The following is an 18,286-nucleotide window of genomic DNA, read 5'->3' as shown; positions in this document are numbered from 1 at the left end:
TCGACGGCTACCGATCGTAATTGTCTTCCAGCCGCTGTTCATCGTCTTCAAGCTGACGTCTGTCCTGATCGAGCTGGCGCTGTCTGTCATCTAACTGACGGCGGCGGTCTTCAAGCTGACGACGTCGGTCGTCATACTGACGGCTGTCGTTGCGACGACGGTCTTCATAGCGATCATCATCGTCATCCCGGCGGCTATTGCTGCTGGGAGTGTAGGCGTCGTTAATCGCCTGCTGAATGTTGCCGATAGCATCGTCAACAATGTCGGCATGTGCCAGCTGGCTGGTTAAAGACAGCAGACCAAATAACAGGGCAGAAGCGTATTTTTTCATAATGCCAGTCTCGCAGGTGGGCTGGCTGTACGTTAATCAACGGCGTAAACCGGGAGTAGCGGAGGAATCTCAAATTTTCATCGCTTTGCGCAGCGCCTGCGCCAGCTGCGCACGTGTGAACGGCTTGCGCAATAGCTCAACGTCCGGCAACTGTGGATTGTGCGTGGGACGTAAATCCTGGCCGCTTACCAGAAGCACCGGAAGAAGGGGGAAATGCGTGCGAACGTGGTGAATCACCTCCGCCCCGCTCATGCCGCCTGGCAGCATTAAGTCGCTGATAAACATTTCGATATCAGGTGAGGATCCCAGCATTTTCAGCGCCTGTTCGCCGTTTTCAGCCTCCAGGGTTAAATAGCCAAGCTGATGCAGTTGCTCGCACAGCGTCTGGCGCACGTCAGCTTCATCCTCCAGCACCAGCACCAGCCGATCGCTTTGCGGTGACGCACTTGCCGCCAGCGTTTCATCCTCAATCATCACCTGCTGCAATGAGCGCGGGAGCTGGAGCCGCACGGTCGTGCCCTGCCCCGGCGCGCTTTCGATTTCCACGCGCCCGCCGGACTGGCGCACGAATCCGTAGACCATCGACAGGCCCAGTCCGCTGCCGCTGCCGGTCTGTTTGGTGGTGAAGAACGGTTCAAACACCCGCGATTTCACCTCCTGCGACATGCCGCTGCCGTGATCGATGACCTCCAGCGCCACCATATCCTGTCGACGTCCATCGCTGCGGGTAACACGCTGATTCCATGTGCGGATCCTGATAATGCCGCCCTCGCCTTCCATCGCATCGCGGGCGTTCATCACCAGATTGATAATGGCGTTTTCCAACTGGCTGACGTCAATCCACGCGGGCCATGCGGGGTGCTGCGCCTCAATGTCCAGCGTGATGGTGGCAGGCAACGAGTGGCACATCAGCTCGCCGAGATTTTCCAGCAGCGGCTTCATCTCGACCGCATGCGGATGCAGAGATTGTTTGCGCGAAAAAGCCAGCAGGCGCTGCGTGAGCAACGCCCCACGCTCGGCGGCTTTGAGCGCACGGGTGATGCGCGGCGCGTCCGGCGAGTCGGGATTCGCCAGTTCAAGGCTGCCGATAATCACCGCCAGCAGATTGTTAAAATCATGCGCCAGCCCGCCCGTGAGCTGGCCAACGGCTTTCATTTTTTGGCTGTGCAGCAGGGCTTCTTCCAGCCCCTGACGCTCCAGCCTGTCGATTTCCATCTGCGTGGTTTTTTGTTTCAGCAGACGGGTGGTGTGCTCAAGCGAGGCGGTGTTGCGGGCAAACACGTTGAATGCGCGTGCCAGTTCGCCCAGCTCATCGCGCCGCTGCAGCGCAGGCACCGACACATCCGGCTCGCCGTGCGCCAGTCGCGACATGGCGCGGGAAATGGCCGTGAGGTTGGAGCCTAAATTGCGGTAGATATACCAGCATGCGCAGCCGGTGATGATCAGCGCCAGCAGCGCAAAAACGCTGATGAACACGCTGATCGAGCGCAGCTCTTTATGGCTCTGCGCGGTGCGTAATTCCGACGCCTGCGCCACCTGCGCCACGTACTGATTGATATCGCTGTTTAAAATCGCCACCAGCGCTTTGATGTGGAACATGTACCAGCTGATCGCCAGCTCGCTCTCTTCAAGCTGCTTTGACAGCGGCGCGAGCTTGCGCAGCTCGGCGTTGAAATCTGGCAGCACAAAATCAATCACCGGCAGCGTGGCCGACCGCGGCAGAGAGGCCATCACTGCATGCAGTTGCTGGATAGTGGCGCGCGGTGACGGGGTTTCAATGGCGGCCATCAGCAGCCGGTCCATCTCGCCAAGCAGCTGTGCATCCGGCACATCGCCGTCATCGCGACGGTTGATGTCCTGCAAATGGCGCAAAAAGCTTTGGCTTTGATAGAGCGAGCTCAACAGCTCGTTGCGTTCCAGATGGCGGCGCTGTCCGCGTTCGAGCATCCCGGTCACACTTTGCTGTAATTCATTGCTGCGGCGAATGATTCGCGCCACCAGCGCCGGTTCCTGCTGCGCCAGCGGCGCATCGGCGAGTTGTTCCAGCGAGTGGCGCAGCGCCATCTGCGTTTGCTTGAGCCGATCCGCCTTGCTTTTGTACTCCAGCGCCCCCACTACCTGCGACAAGCGCACCGCCGCCGTCGCCACATTCGCGGTGTCGCGCGCCAGATTCATGCTGCCGGTCATGTCGTTCAGCGTTTGCTGCTGGACCTGCTCCTGTATCTGGCTGGCATGCCGAAAACCGAGCACCGCCACGCCGCTGACCATCAACGTCACCGCTACCACCAGCAGATTAAAAATCAGCAGGCGGCCACGGGCGCTGGCAAAAAAGGGCGGGCGGCGAGATGGCATGTTTGTTGGCTCCAGTGTGCTGTGATGCCCTCACCCCGACCCTCTCCCACAGGGAGAGGGGGAAGAGCAAAGCCTCCCGATAAGGCGAGGCGTAATGTCATTCTTTTCCCTACAACGCTCCCCCAAAGAACCGAGGGCGTGGTTTTCTTCCTCTCCCTTAGGGAGAGGGCTGGGGTGAGGGTAAAAGGTCATCACAGCCCTAAACTGTGATCCACATTAACTATTCATAACTATGACAAATATGAACGGCTTCTGACATTTTGCATTTACCGGGATGTGATGGACTGCTGATATCGACCTTCACAGGAGATCCGCCATGAGCAGGACCCCGGTATTAGAGATGCGCAATATTGCCAAAACCTTTGGCAACTTCCACGCGCTCAAGGGTGTGGATCTGACGGTCTGGCCCGGCGAGATCCACGCGTTAATGGGCGAAAACGGCGCAGGCAAAAGCACGCTGATGAAGATCCTCGCGGGAGCGTATATCGCCACCAGCGGCGAAATTCTGATCGACGGCCAGCCCTACACCATCAAAGGCCCAAAAGACGCGTTGGCAGCAGGCATCACGCTGATTTATCAGGAGATGCAGCTCGCGCCCAATCTCACCGTGGCGGAAAATATTTTCCTCGGCAGCGAGCTGTCACGCGGCGGGCTGGTACAGCGTAAAGAGATGGCCGCGCAGGCGCAGACGGTCATTGACCGGCTGGGTGCGCATTTTAAATCCACCGATTTGGTCATGAAGCTCACCATTGCCGAACAGCAGCAGGTGGAAATCGCCCGCGCGCTGCACCGCAAAAGCCGCGTGCTGGTGATGGATGAACCCACCGCCGCCCTCTCCTCACGTGAAACCCATCGCCTGTTTGAACTCATTTTGCGACTGCGCGATGAAGGGATGGCGATCATCTACATCAGCCATCGCATGGCGGAAGTGTATGAGCTTTCTGACCGCGTGAGCGTACTGCGCGACGGGCAGTACGTCGGCAGCCTGACGCGCGACAAACTGAATGCCTCCGAGCTGGTGCGCATGATGGTCGGCCGTCCGCTGAGCGATCTGTTCAACAAAGAGCGCGATATCCCGCTCGGCGGCCCGCGTCTCAATGTGCACCACCTGACGGATGGCAAAAAAGTCCAGCCGTGCAGCCTGCAGGTACGTTCCGGCGAAATCGTCGGGCTGGCCGGGCTGGTCGGTGCCGGGCGTTCCGAGCTGGCACATCTAATTTTTGGCGTACGTAAAGCCACGGGCGGCATGATTGAGGTCGACGGCGAACCGGTGGTGATTCACTCCCCGCGCGCCGCCATCGATCAGGGTATTGGTTATTTGACCGAGAACCGCAAAGAGCAGGGGCTGTTCCTGGAACTGGCGGCGCAGGAAAACATCACCATGGCGACGCTCGAGCGCGACGCCTCCTTCGGCATGCTGAATCGCAAAAAAGCGCAGTCAATTTCCGATGACGCCATCGCCCTGCTCAACATCCGCGTGCCGCATTCGCAGGTGCGCGCAGGCGGGTTATCGGGCGGCAATCAGCAAAAGCTGCTGATCTCCCGCTGGGTAGCGATTGGCCCGCGCATTCTGATTCTGGATGAGCCAACGCGCGGCGTGGACGTCGGCGCAAAAAGTGAGATTTACCGCATCATGAACCAGATGGCGCGCAAAGGGGTGGCGATTTTGATGATCTCCAGCGAGCTGCCGGAGGTGGTCGGCATGAGCGACCGGGTCTACGTGATGCGCGAAGGCAGCATCGCTGGCGAACTGCACGGCGAAAGCATTACCCAGGAAAATATCATGACGCTGGCAACCGGCGTGAACGACTCTCATCATCAGGCGGTGCAACCATGACACAAACTCCTACTCCGCAACAGGTGGCGAAATCGGCCTCCGCCAAAAAAATGCTGATGAGCGATCTGATGCAAACGGTCGGGATTTTGCCGATTTTGATTCTGATCGTGGCGGTATTTGGCTTTATCGCACCTAACTTTTTCACCGAAAGTAACCTGCTGAATATCACCCGTCAGGCATCGATTAACATCGTGCTGGCGGCGGGCATGACCTTCATCATTTTGACCGGCGGGATCGACCTGTCGGTGGGGTCCATTCTGGGCACCACAGCGGTGGCCGCGATGGTGGTATCGCTGATCCCCGAATTCGCGATGCTTTCAATTCCGGCCGCGTTAATGCTCGGCATGGTGTTAGGGCTGTTCAACGGCGCGCTGGTGGCATTTGCCGGGTTGCCGCCGTTTATCGTCACGCTCGGCACCTATACCGCGCTGCGCGGCGCGGCTTATCTGCTGGCCGACGGCACCACGGTGATTAACTCCAATATCAGCTTTGAATGGATCGGCAATAACTATCTGGGCCCGGTTCCGTGGCTCGTGGTGATCGCCCTGGCAGTGATCGCAATTTGCTGGTTCATTCTGCGCCGCACCACCCTTGGCGTTCATATCTATGCGGTTGGCGGCAACATGCAGGCGGCGCGTCTGACCGGTATCAAAGTGTGGCTGGTGCTGCTGTTTGTCTACGGCATGAGCGGCCTGCTGTCCGGCCTGGGCGGCGTGATGAGCGCCTCGCGGCTCTACAGCGCTAACGGCAATTTAGGCATGGGATACGAGCTGGACGCCATCGCGGCGGTGATCCTCGGCGGCACCAGTTTTGTCGGCGGGATCGGCACGATCACCGGCACGCTGGTGGGCGCGCTGATTATCGCCACGCTGAATAACGGCATGACGCTGATGGGCGTTTCGTACTTCTGGCAACTGGTGATCAAAGGGGCGGTGATCATCATTGCGGTTCTGATCGACAAATACCGTACCCGACATCATCAAAGTGCATAACAACAACATCTTACCTTGAGGACTACCCTATGCGTTTGAAGCCATTAGTTACCGCGCTTTGTGCAGGCGCACTGCTTGCCGTAACGCCGTTTGCGCAGGCAAAAGATCTGAAATCCATCGGCGTGACGGTGGGCGATTTGGCCAACCCGTTCTTTGTGCAGATAACCAAAGGTGCGGAGCTGGAAGCGCGCAAACTGGCGGGTGACAACGTCAAAGTGACGCTGGTGTCCAGCGGTTACGATTTGGGCCAGCAGGTGGCGCAGATTGACAACTTTATCGCCGCAAAAGTGGACATGATCATCCTGAACGCCGCGGATTCCAAAGGGATCGGCCCGGCGGTGAAACGTGCGAAAGAGGCGGGGATCGTGGTGGTGGCGGTTGACGTGGCGGCCGAAGGGGCCGATGCGACGATCACGTCCGATAACACCCAGGCGGGTGAGATGGCCTGTAAATACATTACCGATCGCCTGAAAGGCAAAGGCGATGTGGTGATCATCAACGGACCACCGGTGTCTGCGGTGCAAAACCGTGTCGAAGGGTGTCAGACCGAGTTTAAACGCCATCCGGGAATCAAAGTGCTGTCGTATAACCAGAACGCCAAAGGCAGTCGTGAAGGCGGCCTGGAAGTGATGACCGCGCTGCTGGCCGCCAATCCGAAGATCGACGGCGTGTTTGCCATTAACGATCCTACGGCGATCGGTGCCGATCTGGCCGCAAAACAGGCGCAGCGTAACGAATTCTTTATCGTCGGCGTGGATGGTTCACCGGATGGTGAAGAGGCGCTGAAGCGTGAAAATTCGCTGTTTGTCGCAACACCAGCGCAGGATCCGCAGGTGATGGCGGCCAAAGCGGTTGAGATTGGCTACGACATTTTGCAGGGCAAAGCCGCGCCGAAAGAGCCGGTGCTGATCCCGGTGACGATGATCGATAAGAAGAGCGTCGCGAACTATAAAGGCTGGACGGTTAAATAAGATGAGTGCGGTCTGATGCCCTCACCCTAACCCTCTCCCACAAGGAGAGGGAACCGGTGGGTGCGGTTGATGCCCTCACCCTGGCCCTCTCCCACAAGGCGAGGGAACTGTTTGGAGCGGTCTTTTCTTTCCCCCTCTCCCCTGGGGAGAGGGCCGGGGTGAGGGGCACAGCGCGCACATTCATTCAAGGAGTTCCCATGAAACGCTCCGAAATTAATGAAATCCTCGGCCATACGCGGCAGTTTTTCTCGAAGCATGATGTGCATTTGCCGCCGTTTGCCAGCTTCCCGCCAACGCAGTGGCAGCAGCTTGACCATCACGCCTGGCGCGAAGTGTTTGACCTCAAACTCGGCTGGGACGTGACAGCATTCGGCGGGAACCACTTCGCAGAGCGCGGGCTAACGCTTTTTGCGCTGCGTAATGGGTCGCCCAACGGCAGGCCCTATGAAAAATGCTACGCCGAAAAAATCATGCACGTGCGCGACGGCCAGGTGACGCCCATGCATTTTCACTGGCGCAAGCGCGAGGACATCATTAATCGCGGGGGCGGGAACCTGATTATCGAACTTTGGAATGCTGGCACGCATGAAGAAACGGAAGAAACCGACGTCACGGTCAGCGTTGACGGTTGCTTTCAGACGCATGCAGCGGGCAGTCAGTTGCGCCTTTCACCAGGGGAAAGCATCTGTCTGACACCGGGGCTTTATCACAGTTTTTGGGGGGAGCGGGGGTTTGGCGATGTGCTGGTTGGCGAAGTCTCATCGGTCAATGACGATGATCACGACAACCACTTTTTGCAGCCTGTCTCGCGTTACAACAATATCGAAGAAGATGAACCGGCCGTGCTGGTGCTGTGCAACGAGTACAGCCTGTTTCGTCTATAAGGAGTGAATAATGCCGCTGATTTCTCTCGCCGCGGGGCTGGAACACGCCCGTGAAAACCGTTATGCACTTGGCGCGTTCAACGTGCTCGACTCCCACTTTCTGCGCGCGCTGTTCGCCGCAGCAAAACAGGAGCGCTCGCCGTTTATCATCAACATCGCGGAAGTGCATTTTAAGTATTTGTCCCTCGATTCATTAGTCGAAGCGGTGAAGTTTGAAGCCGCGCGCCATGATATTCCCGTGGTACTCAATCTCGACCACGGCCTGCATTTTGAGGCGGTGGTGCGAGCGCTGCGCTTAGGATTCAGCTCCGTGATGTTTGATGGCTCGACGTTGAGCTATGAAGAGAATATTCGCCAGACCCGTGAAGTGGTGAAAATGTGCCACGCAGTCGGTGTGTCGGTGGAAGCCGAACTGGGTGCGGTGGGCGGTGACGAAGGCGGCGCGCTGTACGGCCATGCCGACGAGGCCTTTTTCACCGATCCGCAGTTAGCGCGTGAGTTTGTCGACCAGACGGGTATCGACGCGCTGGCCGTGGCCATCGGCAATGCGCACGGCAAATACAAAGGCGAGCCGAAACTCGACTTCCCGCGTCTGGACGCCATCCGCCAGCAAACCGGTCTGCCGCTGGTGCTGCACGGTGGATCCGGTATCAGCGACACCGATTTTCGCCGCGCCATTGAACTGGGTATTCACAAAATCAATTTCTACACCGGGATGTCGCAGGCCGCGCTGGCCTCGGTTGAGCAACGCATCACGCATCGCCAGCCAATTTATGATGAGTTTGCCGAGCTGCTGTTAGGCATTGAAGAGGCGATTACTGACACCGTTTCTGAACAAATGCGCATTTTTGGTAGCGCGGGGCAGGCGTAATGGAACGCAAAGGAATTATCGCCGCGGGCAACATGCTGGTCGATCATGTGCATCAGATCGTCCAGTGGCCGGAGCGCGGCTGGCTGGCGGAGATTATTCACAGCGAGCGGGCGACCGGCGGCGCACCGCTTAACGTCCTGCTGACGCTGGCGAAAATGCACGTCGGCTTGCCGTTGCAGGCGGTCGGTCTTATCGGAGAAGACAGCGATGGCGACTACATTATGGCGATGCTCGACCAGTACCACGTCAATCGCCAGCGGGTACAGCGCACCACGTTTGCCCCCACGTCAATGTCGCAGGTGATGACCGATCCCAGCGGGCAACGCACCTTTTTCCATTCACCTGCCGCCAATCGCCTGCTCGATCTCCCCGCTTTTGACCGACTCGATTCGTCGATGAAGATTTTCCATCTGGGATATCTGCTGCTGCTCGACAGCCTGGATATGCCGGATGACGAATTTGGCACCCGCAGCGCACGCCTACTGGCGCAAATGCGCGAGCAAGGGTATGAAACGTCGCTCGATTTGGTGTCACGCAAAGGCGATCCGCGCTATCAGCCGCTGGTGCTCCCTGCCCTGCGCTATGTGGATTATCTGGTGATTAACGAGCTGGAAGCCGGAGAATTTAGCGGGCTGGAGATGCGTAACAGTGATGACGCCCCGGATATTGACCACATCGCGCTGGCGGCGTCGCAGCTGTTGGCCGCAGGGGTCAAACAGCGCGTGGTGATTCATTGTCCCGAAGGCGCCTGGGGCGAAACGCCGGGTGAGCCGGGCCAGTGGATTGCGTCAAAACAGCTCGAACAGGACGAGATTATCGGCAGCGTCGGCGCGGGCGATGCGTTTTGCGCAGGTTTTTTGTATGGCTGCCACGAAGCCTGGCCGTTGACGGACAGTATTCAGTTGGCGCATGCCTGCGCGCGAGCCAGCCTGCTGGCCGCGAATGCGATTGACGGGGCAAAAACGTTGGAGGAGCTTAAGACGCTGATTCACGACAACGCTTAGGCCGCTTTATCGTGATGGGACACGTCTGCGGCAAAGACGTAGCCCAGCCCACGAATGGTTTTAATCAGCAGCGGCTGATGCGGATTGATCTCGATTTTGCGTCGCAGACGCATGATTAACACGTCAATGGTGCGGTCAAACACGTCGGCGCTTTCGCTGTGGGTCAGCTCCAGCAGCTGTTCGCGGCTTAACACCCGCCGTGCGTTTTGCGCCAGCGCCAGCAAAAGACCGTATTCCCCCTGCGTTAAAGGCACCGTCATGCGCTGGGGATCGCTCAGCTCACAGCGCGTGGTATCGAGCGTCCAGCCGTTAAAACCGATCCCTGAAACACGCGGTGTAGTCGGTTCCGCCGCCAGTACGCCGGTGCGCCGTAGCACGGCTTTGACCCGCGCGACGACCACACGCGGATTGAACGGTTTACCGATGTAATCATCCGCGCCCATCTCCAGCCCTACCACCACATCGGATTCGCCGCCCATTCCTGTAAGCATCACCACGGGCAGCTCGGGCCGTAATTTTTGCAGTTGCTGCAACACCATCAGGCCGTTGATATCCGGCAGCATCATATCCAGCAACACCAGCGCAATCGCGGGTTCACGCTGCGCTATCGCCAGCGCATCCAGCCCGTTATGACAGACATGCACGGCAAAAACGTGCTCATTGAGCACATCCTGCAGCAGTTCGCAGACCGCCATATCGTCATCAACAACCAGAATCGCCGATTTCATCGTATGCTTCCGTCAGGGGATTATGTTAAGTCTGACCTATTCTGCAAACGGCTCCAGCCAAATCCATGACCGCGTGACGGAATTTCAACCCATGTCACATCCATTGCCCTTCGACACGTCAATTTTGACGATTGCCTGCTCCTCGTCAGGGTTTTTGGTGCATATCGCCCGTAAAGTCAGGGCATACCCACAATAAAAACATGGCATAAAAGCTGCATAATGGGTGCGAAGAACTGATTAACTGGAGCGAGACCGATGAAAAAAGTCGTCACGGTTTGCCCCTATTGTGCCTCGGGTTGCAAGATAAACCTGGTGGTCGATAACGGCAAAATCGTCCGGGCGGAGGCTGCGCAGGGTAAGACCAATCAGGGCACGCTGTGCCTGAAAGGCTATTACGGCTGGGATTTTATTAACGATACCCAGATCCTGACCCCCCGTCTGAAAACCCCGATGATTCGCCGCACGCGCGGTGGCAAGCTGGAGTCTGTCTCCTGGGATGAAGCGCTGGATTACGTCGCCAGCCGCCTGAGCGACATCAAAGCGAAGTATGGCCCGGATGCGATCCAAACCACCGGATCATCACGTGGGACGGGGAATGAAACCAACTATGTAATGCAAAAATTCGCGCGCGCCGTTATTGGTACCAATAATGTCGACTGCTGCGCTCGCGTCTGACACGGCCCATCGGTTGCAGGTCTGCACCAGTCGGTCGGTAACGGCGCAATGAGTAATGCGATCAACGAGATAGATAACACCGATCTGGTGTTTATTTTCGGCTATAACCCGGCGGATTCACATCCGATCGTGGCGAATCACGTCATTAACGCCAAGCGCAACGGGGCGAAAATCATCGTCTGCGATCCGCGTAAAATCGAGACGGCGCGTATTGCGGATATGCATATCGCGTTAAGAAATGGCTCAAACATCGCCCTGCTCAACGCGATGGGACACGTCATCATTGAAGAAAACCTGTACGACCAGGCGTTTGTCGCCAGCCGTACCGAAGGGTTTGAAGAGTATCGCAAGATTGTCGAAGGCTATACGCCGGAGTCGGTCGAAACGATCACCGGCGTGAGCGCGCAAGAGATTCGCCAGGCCGCTCGGATGTATGCGGCGGCGAAAACCGCGTCGATTTTGTGGGGCATGGGCGTCACCCAGTTCTATCAGGGCGTGGAAACCGTGCGATCGCTGACAAGCCTCGCGATGCTGACGGGTAATCTTGGCAAACCGCACGTGGGCGTTAACCCGGTACGTGGTCAGAATAACGTACAAGGTGCGTGTGACATGGGCGCACTGCCGGATACCTATCCGGGCTATCAGTACGTGAAGTTCCCGGAAAATCGCGCGAAATTCGCCAAAGCCTGGGGCGTTGAAAGCCTGCCGGAGCATACCGGGTATCGCATCAGCGAACTGCCGCATAGAGCGGCGCATGGCGAAGTGCGCGCGGCGTACATCATGGGCGAAGATCCGCTTCAGACCGACGCTGAGCTTTCTGCGGTGCGCAAAGGATTTGAGGATCTTGAGCTGGTGATTGTGCAGGACATCTTTATGACCAAAACCGCGGCAGCGGCGGATGTGATTTTACCGTCAACGTCATGGGGCGAGCATGAAGGGGTTTACACGGCGGCGGACCGCGGATTCCAGCGCTTCTTTAAAGCGGTTGAGCCGAAGTGGGATCTGAAAACCGACTGGCAGATTATCAGCGAAATCGCGACCCGCATGGGCTATCCGATGCACTACAACAACACCCAGGAAATTTGGGACGAGTTGCGTCATCTGTGTCCGGATTTCACCGGCGCCACCTACGATAAAATGGGTGAGCTGGGGTATATCCAGTGGCCGTGCCGCGACGAATCGGATGCCGATCAGGGAACGTCATATCTCTTCAAAGAGAAATTCGATACCCCGAACGGACTGGCGCAGTTCTTTACCTGCGACTGGGTCGCGCCTATCGATAAGCTCACCGACGAGTACCCGATGGTGCTCTCCACGGTGCGTGAAGTGGGCCACTATTCGTGCCGTTCGATGACCGGTAACTGCGCGGCGCTGGCAGCGCTGGCCGACGAACCGGGCTACGCGCAGATCAACACCGCCGATGCCGCACGACTGGGTATCGAAGATGAGGCACTGGTGTGGGTAAGTTCGCGTAAGGGCCGCATCATCACCCGTGCACAGGTCAGCGATCGCCCCAATAAAGGCGCGGTGTACATGACCTATCAGTGGTGGATTGGGGCCTGTAACGAGCTGGTGACGGAAAACTTAAGCCCGATAACCAAAACGCCGGAGTATAAGTATTGCGCCGTGCGCGTGGAGTCTATCGCCGATCAGCATTCTGCCGAGCAATATGTCATTGATGAATATGCGAAGCTGAAAGCCAGTTTGCGCGAAAGCGCCATGGGTTGATTCTCACGCGGCGTTCGATAATGAAATGGGATGAATTATTCATCCCATTTTTATTTCTAACTTAAAACCATTCAATTCCTGAATAGGAAATAGCGATATTTTCCATCATGCCGGGAGTGTGAGAACCGGGCATATATGCATGGGCCGCGTTAACTGACATGATCACAATACTGTTAAGTGTAAGACGGTAGATCTCATACTCAATATCCGCTTCGTTTATATCGTAGTAGTGAATGACGGCCTTTTTTAGCCGTTTGCTTTGGCAGGCAGCCACTGCGAAATAGGGAGAGGTTTTATCAATTTCTTTATGCAGCGTAAATGCATTGTGTTGCCGCGATCCCATTAATTTACCCGTATTACGGCATGTGTTTTGGAAAACGCCGTAGCTGCTATTCATGATCTCAATAGCCCCCTCACGGCCCAGGGCCATGCAGCTACCTTTAATCTGGTTTCCATTTTCATCGTAAAGATACATATAAGCTGGTAATGACATTGCAATTTCCTTATTGAGAGCTTTGAACGTTCCAGTCGTTGTCGATAAAAAACACGTAGCGCTAATTTCACACATGATGCGGGGTAGGAAAGCGAGAAAATCTGTTCAGAGGCAAATTCTTTGTATTTTCCACCTTGTGTAGTAGAAGAAATGTTATAGCGGCTTAAAATGTCCTCTTTATTCACTGAGAAGCAGACTTTCTCTTTATCCACGAGTACTGAGCGCCAGGGGCTGCTCGATCGCCAACGCCGCAACCAGTGAGAATGGCAAAGCATGGAAGGAGGGTAAAAAAACGCCTCATTGTGGGAAACTCCCTAATATCTTCTGATAACGAGCCATAAGCTGTGGAGTGGGTTCTGATGGGTCATAATCTTTGAGGCGGTATAAGTCACTACGATTGCCGAAGCCGTATGTTTTCAGCAGCCAGTAATCACTAACAATGCAAGCCTGGGTTTCAATGCCGTAATCCATGAGGTTTGGTTTATTGAGCTCGTCGTTATAATCAACTGCCCATGAGAATGCTCCCGCGTTCTGACCATCATTCCACGCTGATGCTGCCAGACGTGCATCATCTCATGCAGAAAAATATGCTGGCCCCCGACGCGATCCCGTTTGAGGAAAGGTCTGTAAAAATCAGACTCATATACTCCCTCCTGAAAATACATTTCACCGTTTGAGGTCATAGCATAATTGCTGGCCTGCATGTTGAAAGGTAAGTAACTGGCTCTGTGGATCCACACCTCGTTATAACGAATGCTGAAACTATAGAGTGTGCGGGCCAGATTGATCTCCCCAAGCGTTAGGCGACGTAAACCATCTCTGTCAATGTCGTTCATTTCCCTGATCATTTGCAGGCCTTATTCACTGGTCAAAAAATCTTCATACCTTGTAATTTAAAGCCTTTCTTGCAAAAAAATGCTTACCTTCATTGTCAGGCAGCCAGGTCACCCTTTCTCATTTTGTCGCATATTTATTATACTGCGCGCCATGTACCCCAATGATAAGACTCCATGAAAGCCATTTTTTCCCTGCTGTTACTTTTTACAACACTTGCCAACGCTGACGAAATTGGCAGCCAATTTAAAGAAAAGGCCGAAGCCGGTGATGCGCGCGCGCAGTACTACCTGGCAGACACCTGGTTCAGCTCGGGTGATGATAAGCAAGCCGGGCTGTGGGCCGAAAAAGCCGCCAAGGGCGGTGATATCGACGCCATGGCGCTGCTCGCGCAAATCCATTTCAAGCATGGCGAATATGCTCAGGCAAAAACGCTGGCGCAACAGGCTACGCTTGCGGGCAGCAAACGCGGTGCCATCATGCTGGCGCGTTTGCTGGTGAATACCCAGGCCGGAACCACCGACTATCCACAGGCAATCAAACTGCTGCAAACCGCGACGGACGATATCGATAACGATTCGGCGGTGGATGCGCAAATGCTGTTAGGCCTGATTTACGCGAACGGCGTGGAGATGGCGCAGGATGATGCTCAGGCCGAACTGTGGCTCAAGCGCAGCTCTGCCCTTTCACGCACGGGGTATGCGGAATACTGGGCCGGAATGGTGTTCCAGCAGGGTGAAAAAGGGTTTATCACGCCCAACAAACAGAAAGCGCTGTACTGGTTTAATCTGAGCTGTAGCGAAGGATTTGATACGGGCTGCGAAGAGTTTGAGGCGTTGAGCGGCGAATAACAGAGTTCCCTCTCTCTGCTGAGAGAGGGAATCAAAGCATTACTGATCGGCCGTCTTATCGAAACGACCAAGCACTTCCCGTTCGTATGCCATCGCTTTTTTGCGATCGAACTGGTGTTCCCACTTGGCGATCACCAGCACCGCCAGCGCATTGCCCACCACGTTTAACGCAGTACGCGCCATGTCGAGAATACGGTCAACACCGGCGATAAAGGCCAGACCTTCCAGCGGAATACCGACGCTGCCCAGTGTCGCCAGCAGAACCACAAACGACACGCCCGGCACGCCCGCGATGCCTTTCGATGTCACCATCAGCGTCAGTACCAGCACGATTTCCTGCCACAGTGACAGATCGATTCCGTACAGCTGTGCGATAAAGATCGCCGCAATACTCTGATACAGCGTGGAGCCATCCAGGTTAAACGAGTAGCCGGTCGGTACCACAAAACTGGTGATAGACGCCGGTGCACCGTAAGCTTCCATCTTCTCGATGATACGCGGCAGCACGCTCTCAGAGCTGGCCGTGGAGTACGCCAGAATCAGCTCCTCTTTCAGGATGCGAATCAGGATCCAGATACGTAATCCGCAGAGACGCGCCACCAGTCCCAGCACCACCAGCGCAAAGAACAGAATCGCGAAGTGTACCAGGATAACCAGCTTCGCCAGCGGCCATAGCGAGGCAAAACCGAAGTTCGCGACGGTAACAGCAATCAGCGCAAACACGCCCACCGGCGCATAACGCATCACCATATGCGTCACTTTAAACATGGTTTCGGAAATCGAACGGAACACCGTGACCAAGGGTTCGCGATGGGTCGCTGGCAGGGACGAAAGCCCCAGGCCAAACAGCACCGAGAAGAAGATGATCGGCAGCATTTCGCCTTTCGCCATCGACGCCACGATATTGGTCGGCACCAGCGAAAGAATGGTTCCCATCAGGCCATGAGCATGGCTTTGCACTTCTGCCGTTGTGCTTTGGTATTTCGAAATATCCACCGTCGCCAGCTGCGACATATCAATCCCGGAGCCTGGCTGGAACACATTCGCCAGAGTAATACCCAGAATGATAGCAACCGTAGTGATCACTTCGAAATAAAGGATGGTTTTTGCGCCGATGCGGCCTAACTGCTTCGCATCGCCGACGCCTGCAATACCGACCACCAGCGTCGAGATCACAATCGGGACAACAATCATTTTGATCAGGTGAATAAAGATATCTCCGGCAGGAGACAGCATGTTCACCACCAGCCACTCGCGGCTGTCGCTATGATAATGCAGATAACTACCCAGCAAGATGCCCAGCACAAGGGCGAGCAGAATTTGCCAGGCCAGGCTGATTTTCAAAATTTTCATAAAAACAGGCTTCCTCAATGAAGCGTCCTGATCATCAGGAATGAATATGGACACATACTGAAAGGGTATGAATTGTGTTGCGTTGGTTTATAGGGTTTTTTAACGCGGCGTATCATTATCATCTGCATGGCCTGCTGCGCAAGCCTTATAGAACGAGGCATTTCACTGACAAAAGGCGTTATGACGCTAATTTATAATAATTCCTATTAATAACCTTTTGTTATAAAAACGGTTTTTTTTCATTATTTGTGAATAATCATTCATCTGAATTATTTCCCTTCTAAGTGTCATTTGCTGGTTTTTTGAACTATTCAAACATTGCGTGATCTGTCGCCCAAATAACAAACAAAGCTGGCAAAGCCCCTACAATTAACGTTTTTGCGACATATTATTAACATCTTACAAGGAGAATAAAAGCCATGAGCCAAATCCACAAACACGACATTCCCGCAAATATTGCGGACCATTGCCTGATTAATCCGGAGCAGTATAAAGAGAAGTATCAGCAATCCATTTCTGACCCTGACGCCTTCTGGGGCGAGCAGGGCAAAATTCTTGACTGGATGAAGCCGTATCAGAAGGTGAAAAACACCTCTTTTGCGCCGGGCAATATCTCCATTAAATGGTATGAAGACGGCACGCTGAATCTCGCGGCTAACTGCCTGGACAGACACCTCGCCGAGCGCGGCGACCAGACCGCCATTATTTGGGAAGGCGACGACGCGTCCCAAAGCAAAAACATCACCTATAAAGAGCTGCACCGCGACGTGTGCCGTTTCGCCAACGTCCTGCTGGAGCAAGGCATCAAAAAAGGCGATGTGGTCGCCATTTATATGCCGATGGTGCCCGAAGCCGCCGTCGCCATGCTCGCCTGCGCGCGCATCGGGGCGATCCATTCTGTTATTTTCGGCGGATTCTCGCCGGAAGCCGTGGCCGGACGCATTATCGATTCCAACTCAAAACTGGTGATCACTGCCGATGAAGGCGTGCGCGCTGGACGCAGTATTCCGCTGAAGAAAAACGTCGATGAAGCGCTGAAAAACCCGAACGTGAAGAGCATCAGCAATGTGGTGGTGTTCAAGCGTACCGGCGGTAACGTTGAGTGGAAAGAGGGGCGCGACCTGTGGTGGAGCGACCTGATTGAACAAGCGAGCGACCAGCATCAGCCCGAAGAGATGAACGCCGAAGATCCGCTATTTATCCTGTACACCTCCGGCTCTACCGGCAAGCCGAAAGGCGTGCTGCACACCACCGGCGGCTATCTGGTGTACGCGGCGTCCACGTTTAAATATGTCTTTGATTATCATCAGGGTGATATTTACTGGTGTACCGCTGACGTGGGCTGGGTCACCGGTCACAGCTATCTGCTGTACGGCCCGCTGGCCTGCGGCGCAACCACGCTGATGTTTGAAGGCGTACCCAACTGGCCAACGCCTGCGCGTATGTGTCAGGTGGTTGATAAGCATAAAGTGAACATTCTGTATACCGCACCGACGGCGATCCGCGCCCTGATGGCGGAAGGCGACAAAGCCATCGACGGCACTGACCGTTCTTCCCTGCGCATTCTCGGCTCCGTTGGCGAGCCTATCAACCCGGAAGCGTGGGAGTGGTACTGGAAGAAAATCGGTAACGAAAAATGCCCGGTGATCGACACCTGGTGGCAGACCGAAACGGGCGGCTTCATGATCACCCCAATGCCTGGTGCAACCCAGTTGAAAGCCGGTTCGGCGACCCATCCGTTCTTCGGCGTGCAGCCTGCGCTGGTGGATAACGAAGGCAATCTGCTGGAAGGGGCAACCGAAGGCAACCTGGTGATTACCGATTCGTGGCCGGGTCAGGCGCGTACGCTGTTTGGCGATCACGATCGCTTTGAGCAGACCTATTTCTCGACCTTCAAAAACATGTATTTCAGCGGTGACGGCGCGCGTCGTGACGAAGACGGCTATTTCTGGATTACCGGGCGCGTGGATGACGTGCTGAACGTCTCCGGCCACCGTCTGGGGACGGCTGAAATTGAGTCTGCGCTGGTCTCGCATCCAAAAATTGCCGAAGCGGCTGTGGTGGGGATCCCGCACAACATCAAAGGCCAGGCGATTTATGCTTACGTCACGCTGAATCACGGCGAAGAACCGACGCCGGAACTGTACACCGAAGTGCGCAACTGGGTGCGAAAAGAGATTGGCCCGCTTGCCACACCCGACGTGCTGCACTGGACCGACTCCTTGCCAAAAACCCGTTCCGGCAAAATCATGCGCCGAATTCTGCGCAAAATCGCGGCGGGTGACACCAGCAATCTGGGTGATACCTCAACGCTCGCCGATCCAGGCGTAGTGGAAAAACTGCTTGAAGAGAAGCAGGCCATCGCGATGCCATCGTAACTGA

The 18,286-nt window shown here is 55.6% G+C and carries 15 protein-coding genes; 9 read left to right on the top strand and 6 right to left on the bottom strand.

The features are described 5' to 3' along the window. Positions 1-7: 7 nt before the first annotated feature. Together yjdP and ACKI5T_RS14400 are read right to left on the bottom strand one after the other, a co-directional pair. Positions 8-331, bottom strand: coding sequence for a DDRRRQL repeat protein YjdP (gene yjdP, locus ACKI5T_RS14405; protein WP_407438290.1), 324 nt, complete (start codon positions 329-331; stop codon positions 8-10). A 69-nt stretch (positions 332-400) separates the two neighbouring features. Beyond that, the gene (locus tag ACKI5T_RS14400; RefSeq protein WP_407438288.1) at positions 401-2,683 is read right to left on the bottom strand and encodes an ATP-binding protein; all 2,283 of its coding nucleotides are present in this window, start codon (positions 2,681-2,683) and stop codon (positions 401-403) included. Positions 2,684-2,999: 316 nt separating this feature from the next. On the opposite strand from ACKI5T_RS14400, the gene ACKI5T_RS14395 reads away from it, so the two are divergent. The 6 genes from ACKI5T_RS14395 to ACKI5T_RS14370 all read left to right on the top strand — a co-directional run bounded on the left by ACKI5T_RS14395 (position 3,000) and on the right by ACKI5T_RS14370 (position 9,242). Next, positions 3,000-4,520, top strand: a complete 1,521-nt coding sequence (locus ACKI5T_RS14395; protein WP_131486853.1) for a sugar ABC transporter ATP-binding protein — start codon at positions 3,000-3,002, stop codon at positions 4,518-4,520. After that, entirely contained in the window at positions 4,517-5,512 is a 996-nt protein-coding gene (locus ACKI5T_RS14390; protein ID WP_133631964.1) for an ABC transporter permease subunit, read from the top strand. Before ACKI5T_RS14395 ends, ACKI5T_RS14390 begins: the two co-directional genes overlap by 4 nt. Positions 5,513-5,541: 29 nt before the next feature. Then, entirely contained in the window at positions 5,542-6,483 is a 942-nt protein-coding gene (locus ACKI5T_RS14385) for an ABC transporter substrate-binding protein (protein WP_407438285.1), read from the top strand. A 197-nt stretch (positions 6,484-6,680) separates the two neighbouring features. Further along, positions 6,681-7,367 (top strand): D-lyxose/D-mannose family sugar isomerase, encoded by a 687-nt coding sequence (locus ACKI5T_RS14380; protein ID WP_407438283.1) that lies wholly within the window; start codon positions 6,681-6,683, stop codon positions 7,365-7,367. A gap of 10 nt (positions 7,368-7,377) precedes the next feature. After that, positions 7,378-8,238, top strand: a complete 861-nt coding sequence (locus ACKI5T_RS14375; protein ID WP_407438282.1) for a ketose 1,6-bisphosphate aldolase — start codon at positions 7,378-7,380, stop codon at positions 8,236-8,238. Beyond that, entirely contained in the window at positions 8,238-9,242 is a 1,005-nt protein-coding gene (locus ACKI5T_RS14370) for a carbohydrate kinase family protein (protein ID WP_407438280.1), read from the top strand. The genes ACKI5T_RS14375 and ACKI5T_RS14370 overlap by 1 nt, the downstream gene beginning before the upstream one ends. Here ACKI5T_RS14370 and ACKI5T_RS14365 read toward each other — a convergent pair. Beyond that, complete coding sequence (locus ACKI5T_RS14365) at positions 9,239-9,970, bottom strand: response regulator (RefSeq protein WP_407438279.1); 732 nt, start codon at positions 9,968-9,970, stop codon at positions 9,239-9,241. The two genes, ACKI5T_RS14370 and ACKI5T_RS14365, sit on opposite strands and share 4 nt — an antisense overlap. Before the next feature lie 255 nt (positions 9,971-10,225). Here ACKI5T_RS14365 and fdhF point away from each other — a divergent pair, with 255 nt between their 5' ends. Next, the gene (gene fdhF / locus ACKI5T_RS14360) at positions 10,226-12,373 is read left to right on the top strand and encodes a formate dehydrogenase subunit alpha (RefSeq protein ID WP_407438277.1); all 2,148 of its coding nucleotides are present in this window, start codon (positions 10,226-10,228) and stop codon (positions 12,371-12,373) included. 61 nt (positions 12,374-12,434) lie between these two features. On the opposite strand, the gene ACKI5T_RS14355 is transcribed toward fdhF, so the two are convergent. Together ACKI5T_RS14355 and ACKI5T_RS14350 are read right to left on the bottom strand one after the other, a co-directional pair. Next, positions 12,435-12,866, bottom strand: coding sequence for an Hcp family type VI secretion system effector (locus tag ACKI5T_RS14355; protein ID WP_407438275.1), 432 nt, complete (start codon positions 12,864-12,866; stop codon positions 12,435-12,437). A 416-nt stretch (positions 12,867-13,282) separates the two neighbouring features. After that, a complete protein-coding gene (locus tag ACKI5T_RS14350) occupies positions 13,283-13,702 on the bottom strand; it encodes a hypothetical protein (RefSeq protein WP_407438273.1) in 420 nt (139 codons plus the stop codon). 174 nt (positions 13,703-13,876) lie between these two features. Here ACKI5T_RS14350 and ACKI5T_RS14345 point away from each other — a divergent pair, with 174 nt between their 5' ends. Further along, positions 13,877-14,551: a tetratricopeptide repeat protein gene (locus ACKI5T_RS14345; protein ID WP_407438271.1), complete on the top strand. Its 675-nt coding sequence runs from the start codon at positions 13,877-13,879 to the stop codon at positions 14,549-14,551. Positions 14,552-14,590: 39 nt separating this feature from the next. On the opposite strand, the gene gltP is transcribed toward ACKI5T_RS14345, so the two are convergent. Continuing rightward, complete coding sequence (gltP, locus tag ACKI5T_RS14340; RefSeq protein ID WP_407438269.1) at positions 14,591-15,904, bottom strand: glutamate/aspartate:proton symporter GltP; 1,314 nt, start codon at positions 15,902-15,904, stop codon at positions 14,591-14,593. Between the two features lie 419 nt (positions 15,905-16,323). Here gltP and acs point away from each other — a divergent pair, with 419 nt between their 5' ends. Then, the gene (gene acs / locus ACKI5T_RS14335; RefSeq protein WP_407438268.1) at positions 16,324-18,282 is read left to right on the top strand and encodes an acetate--CoA ligase; all 1,959 of its coding nucleotides are present in this window, start codon (positions 16,324-16,326) and stop codon (positions 18,280-18,282) included. The last annotated feature ends 4 nt before the right edge of the window (positions 18,283-18,286 follow it).

Source organism: Lelliottia sp., from assembly GCF_045627565.1.
In the GTDB taxonomy this organism is placed as follows: Bacteria; Pseudomonadota; Gammaproteobacteria; order Enterobacterales; family Enterobacteriaceae; genus Enterobacter.
Note: the sequence above shows the minus strand (reverse complement) of the source record. Positions and strands in the feature narration are given on the sequence as shown.

Bases quoted from the DNA above. Each gene is read 5' to 3' on its own strand.
- ACKI5T_RS14390 (WP_133631964.1), top strand. From the start codon at position 4,517: ATGACACAAACTCCTACTCCGCAACAGGTGGCGAAATCGGCCTCCGCC.
- ACKI5T_RS14355 (WP_407438275.1), bottom strand. From the start codon at position 12,866: ATGTCATTACCAGCTTATATGTATCTTTACGATGAAAATGGAAACCAG.
- ACKI5T_RS14370 (WP_407438280.1), top strand. From the start codon at position 8,238: ATGGAACGCAAAGGAATTATCGCCGCGGGCAACATGCTGGTCGATCAT.
- ACKI5T_RS14345 (WP_407438271.1), top strand. From the start codon at position 13,877: ATGAAAGCCATTTTTTCCCTGCTGTTACTTTTTACAACACTTGCCAAC.
- ACKI5T_RS14385 (WP_407438285.1), top strand. From the start codon at position 5,542: ATGCGTTTGAAGCCATTAGTTACCGCGCTTTGTGCAGGCGCACTGCTT.
- ACKI5T_RS14395 (WP_131486853.1), top strand. From the start codon at position 3,000: ATGAGCAGGACCCCGGTATTAGAGATGCGCAATATTGCCAAAACCTTT.
- ACKI5T_RS14350 (WP_407438273.1), bottom strand. From the start codon at position 13,702: ATGAACGACATTGACAGAGATGGTTTACGTCGCCTAACGCTTGGGGAG.
- ACKI5T_RS14375 (WP_407438282.1), top strand. From the start codon at position 7,378: ATGCCGCTGATTTCTCTCGCCGCGGGGCTGGAACACGCCCGTGAAAAC.
- yjdP (WP_407438290.1), bottom strand. From the start codon at position 331: ATGAAAAAATACGCTTCTGCCCTGTTATTTGGTCTGCTGTCTTTAACC.
- ACKI5T_RS14400 (WP_407438288.1), bottom strand. From the start codon at position 2,683: ATGCCATCTCGCCGCCCGCCCTTTTTTGCCAGCGCCCGTGGCCGCCTG.
- ACKI5T_RS14380 (WP_407438283.1), top strand. From the start codon at position 6,681: ATGAAACGCTCCGAAATTAATGAAATCCTCGGCCATACGCGGCAGTTT.
- acs (WP_407438268.1), top strand. From the start codon at position 16,324: ATGAGCCAAATCCACAAACACGACATTCCCGCAAATATTGCGGACCAT.
- ACKI5T_RS14365 (WP_407438279.1), bottom strand. From the start codon at position 9,970: ATGAAATCGGCGATTCTGGTTGTTGATGACGATATGGCGGTCTGCGAA.
- gltP (WP_407438269.1), bottom strand. From the start codon at position 15,904: ATGAAAATTTTGAAAATCAGCCTGGCCTGGCAAATTCTGCTCGCCCTT.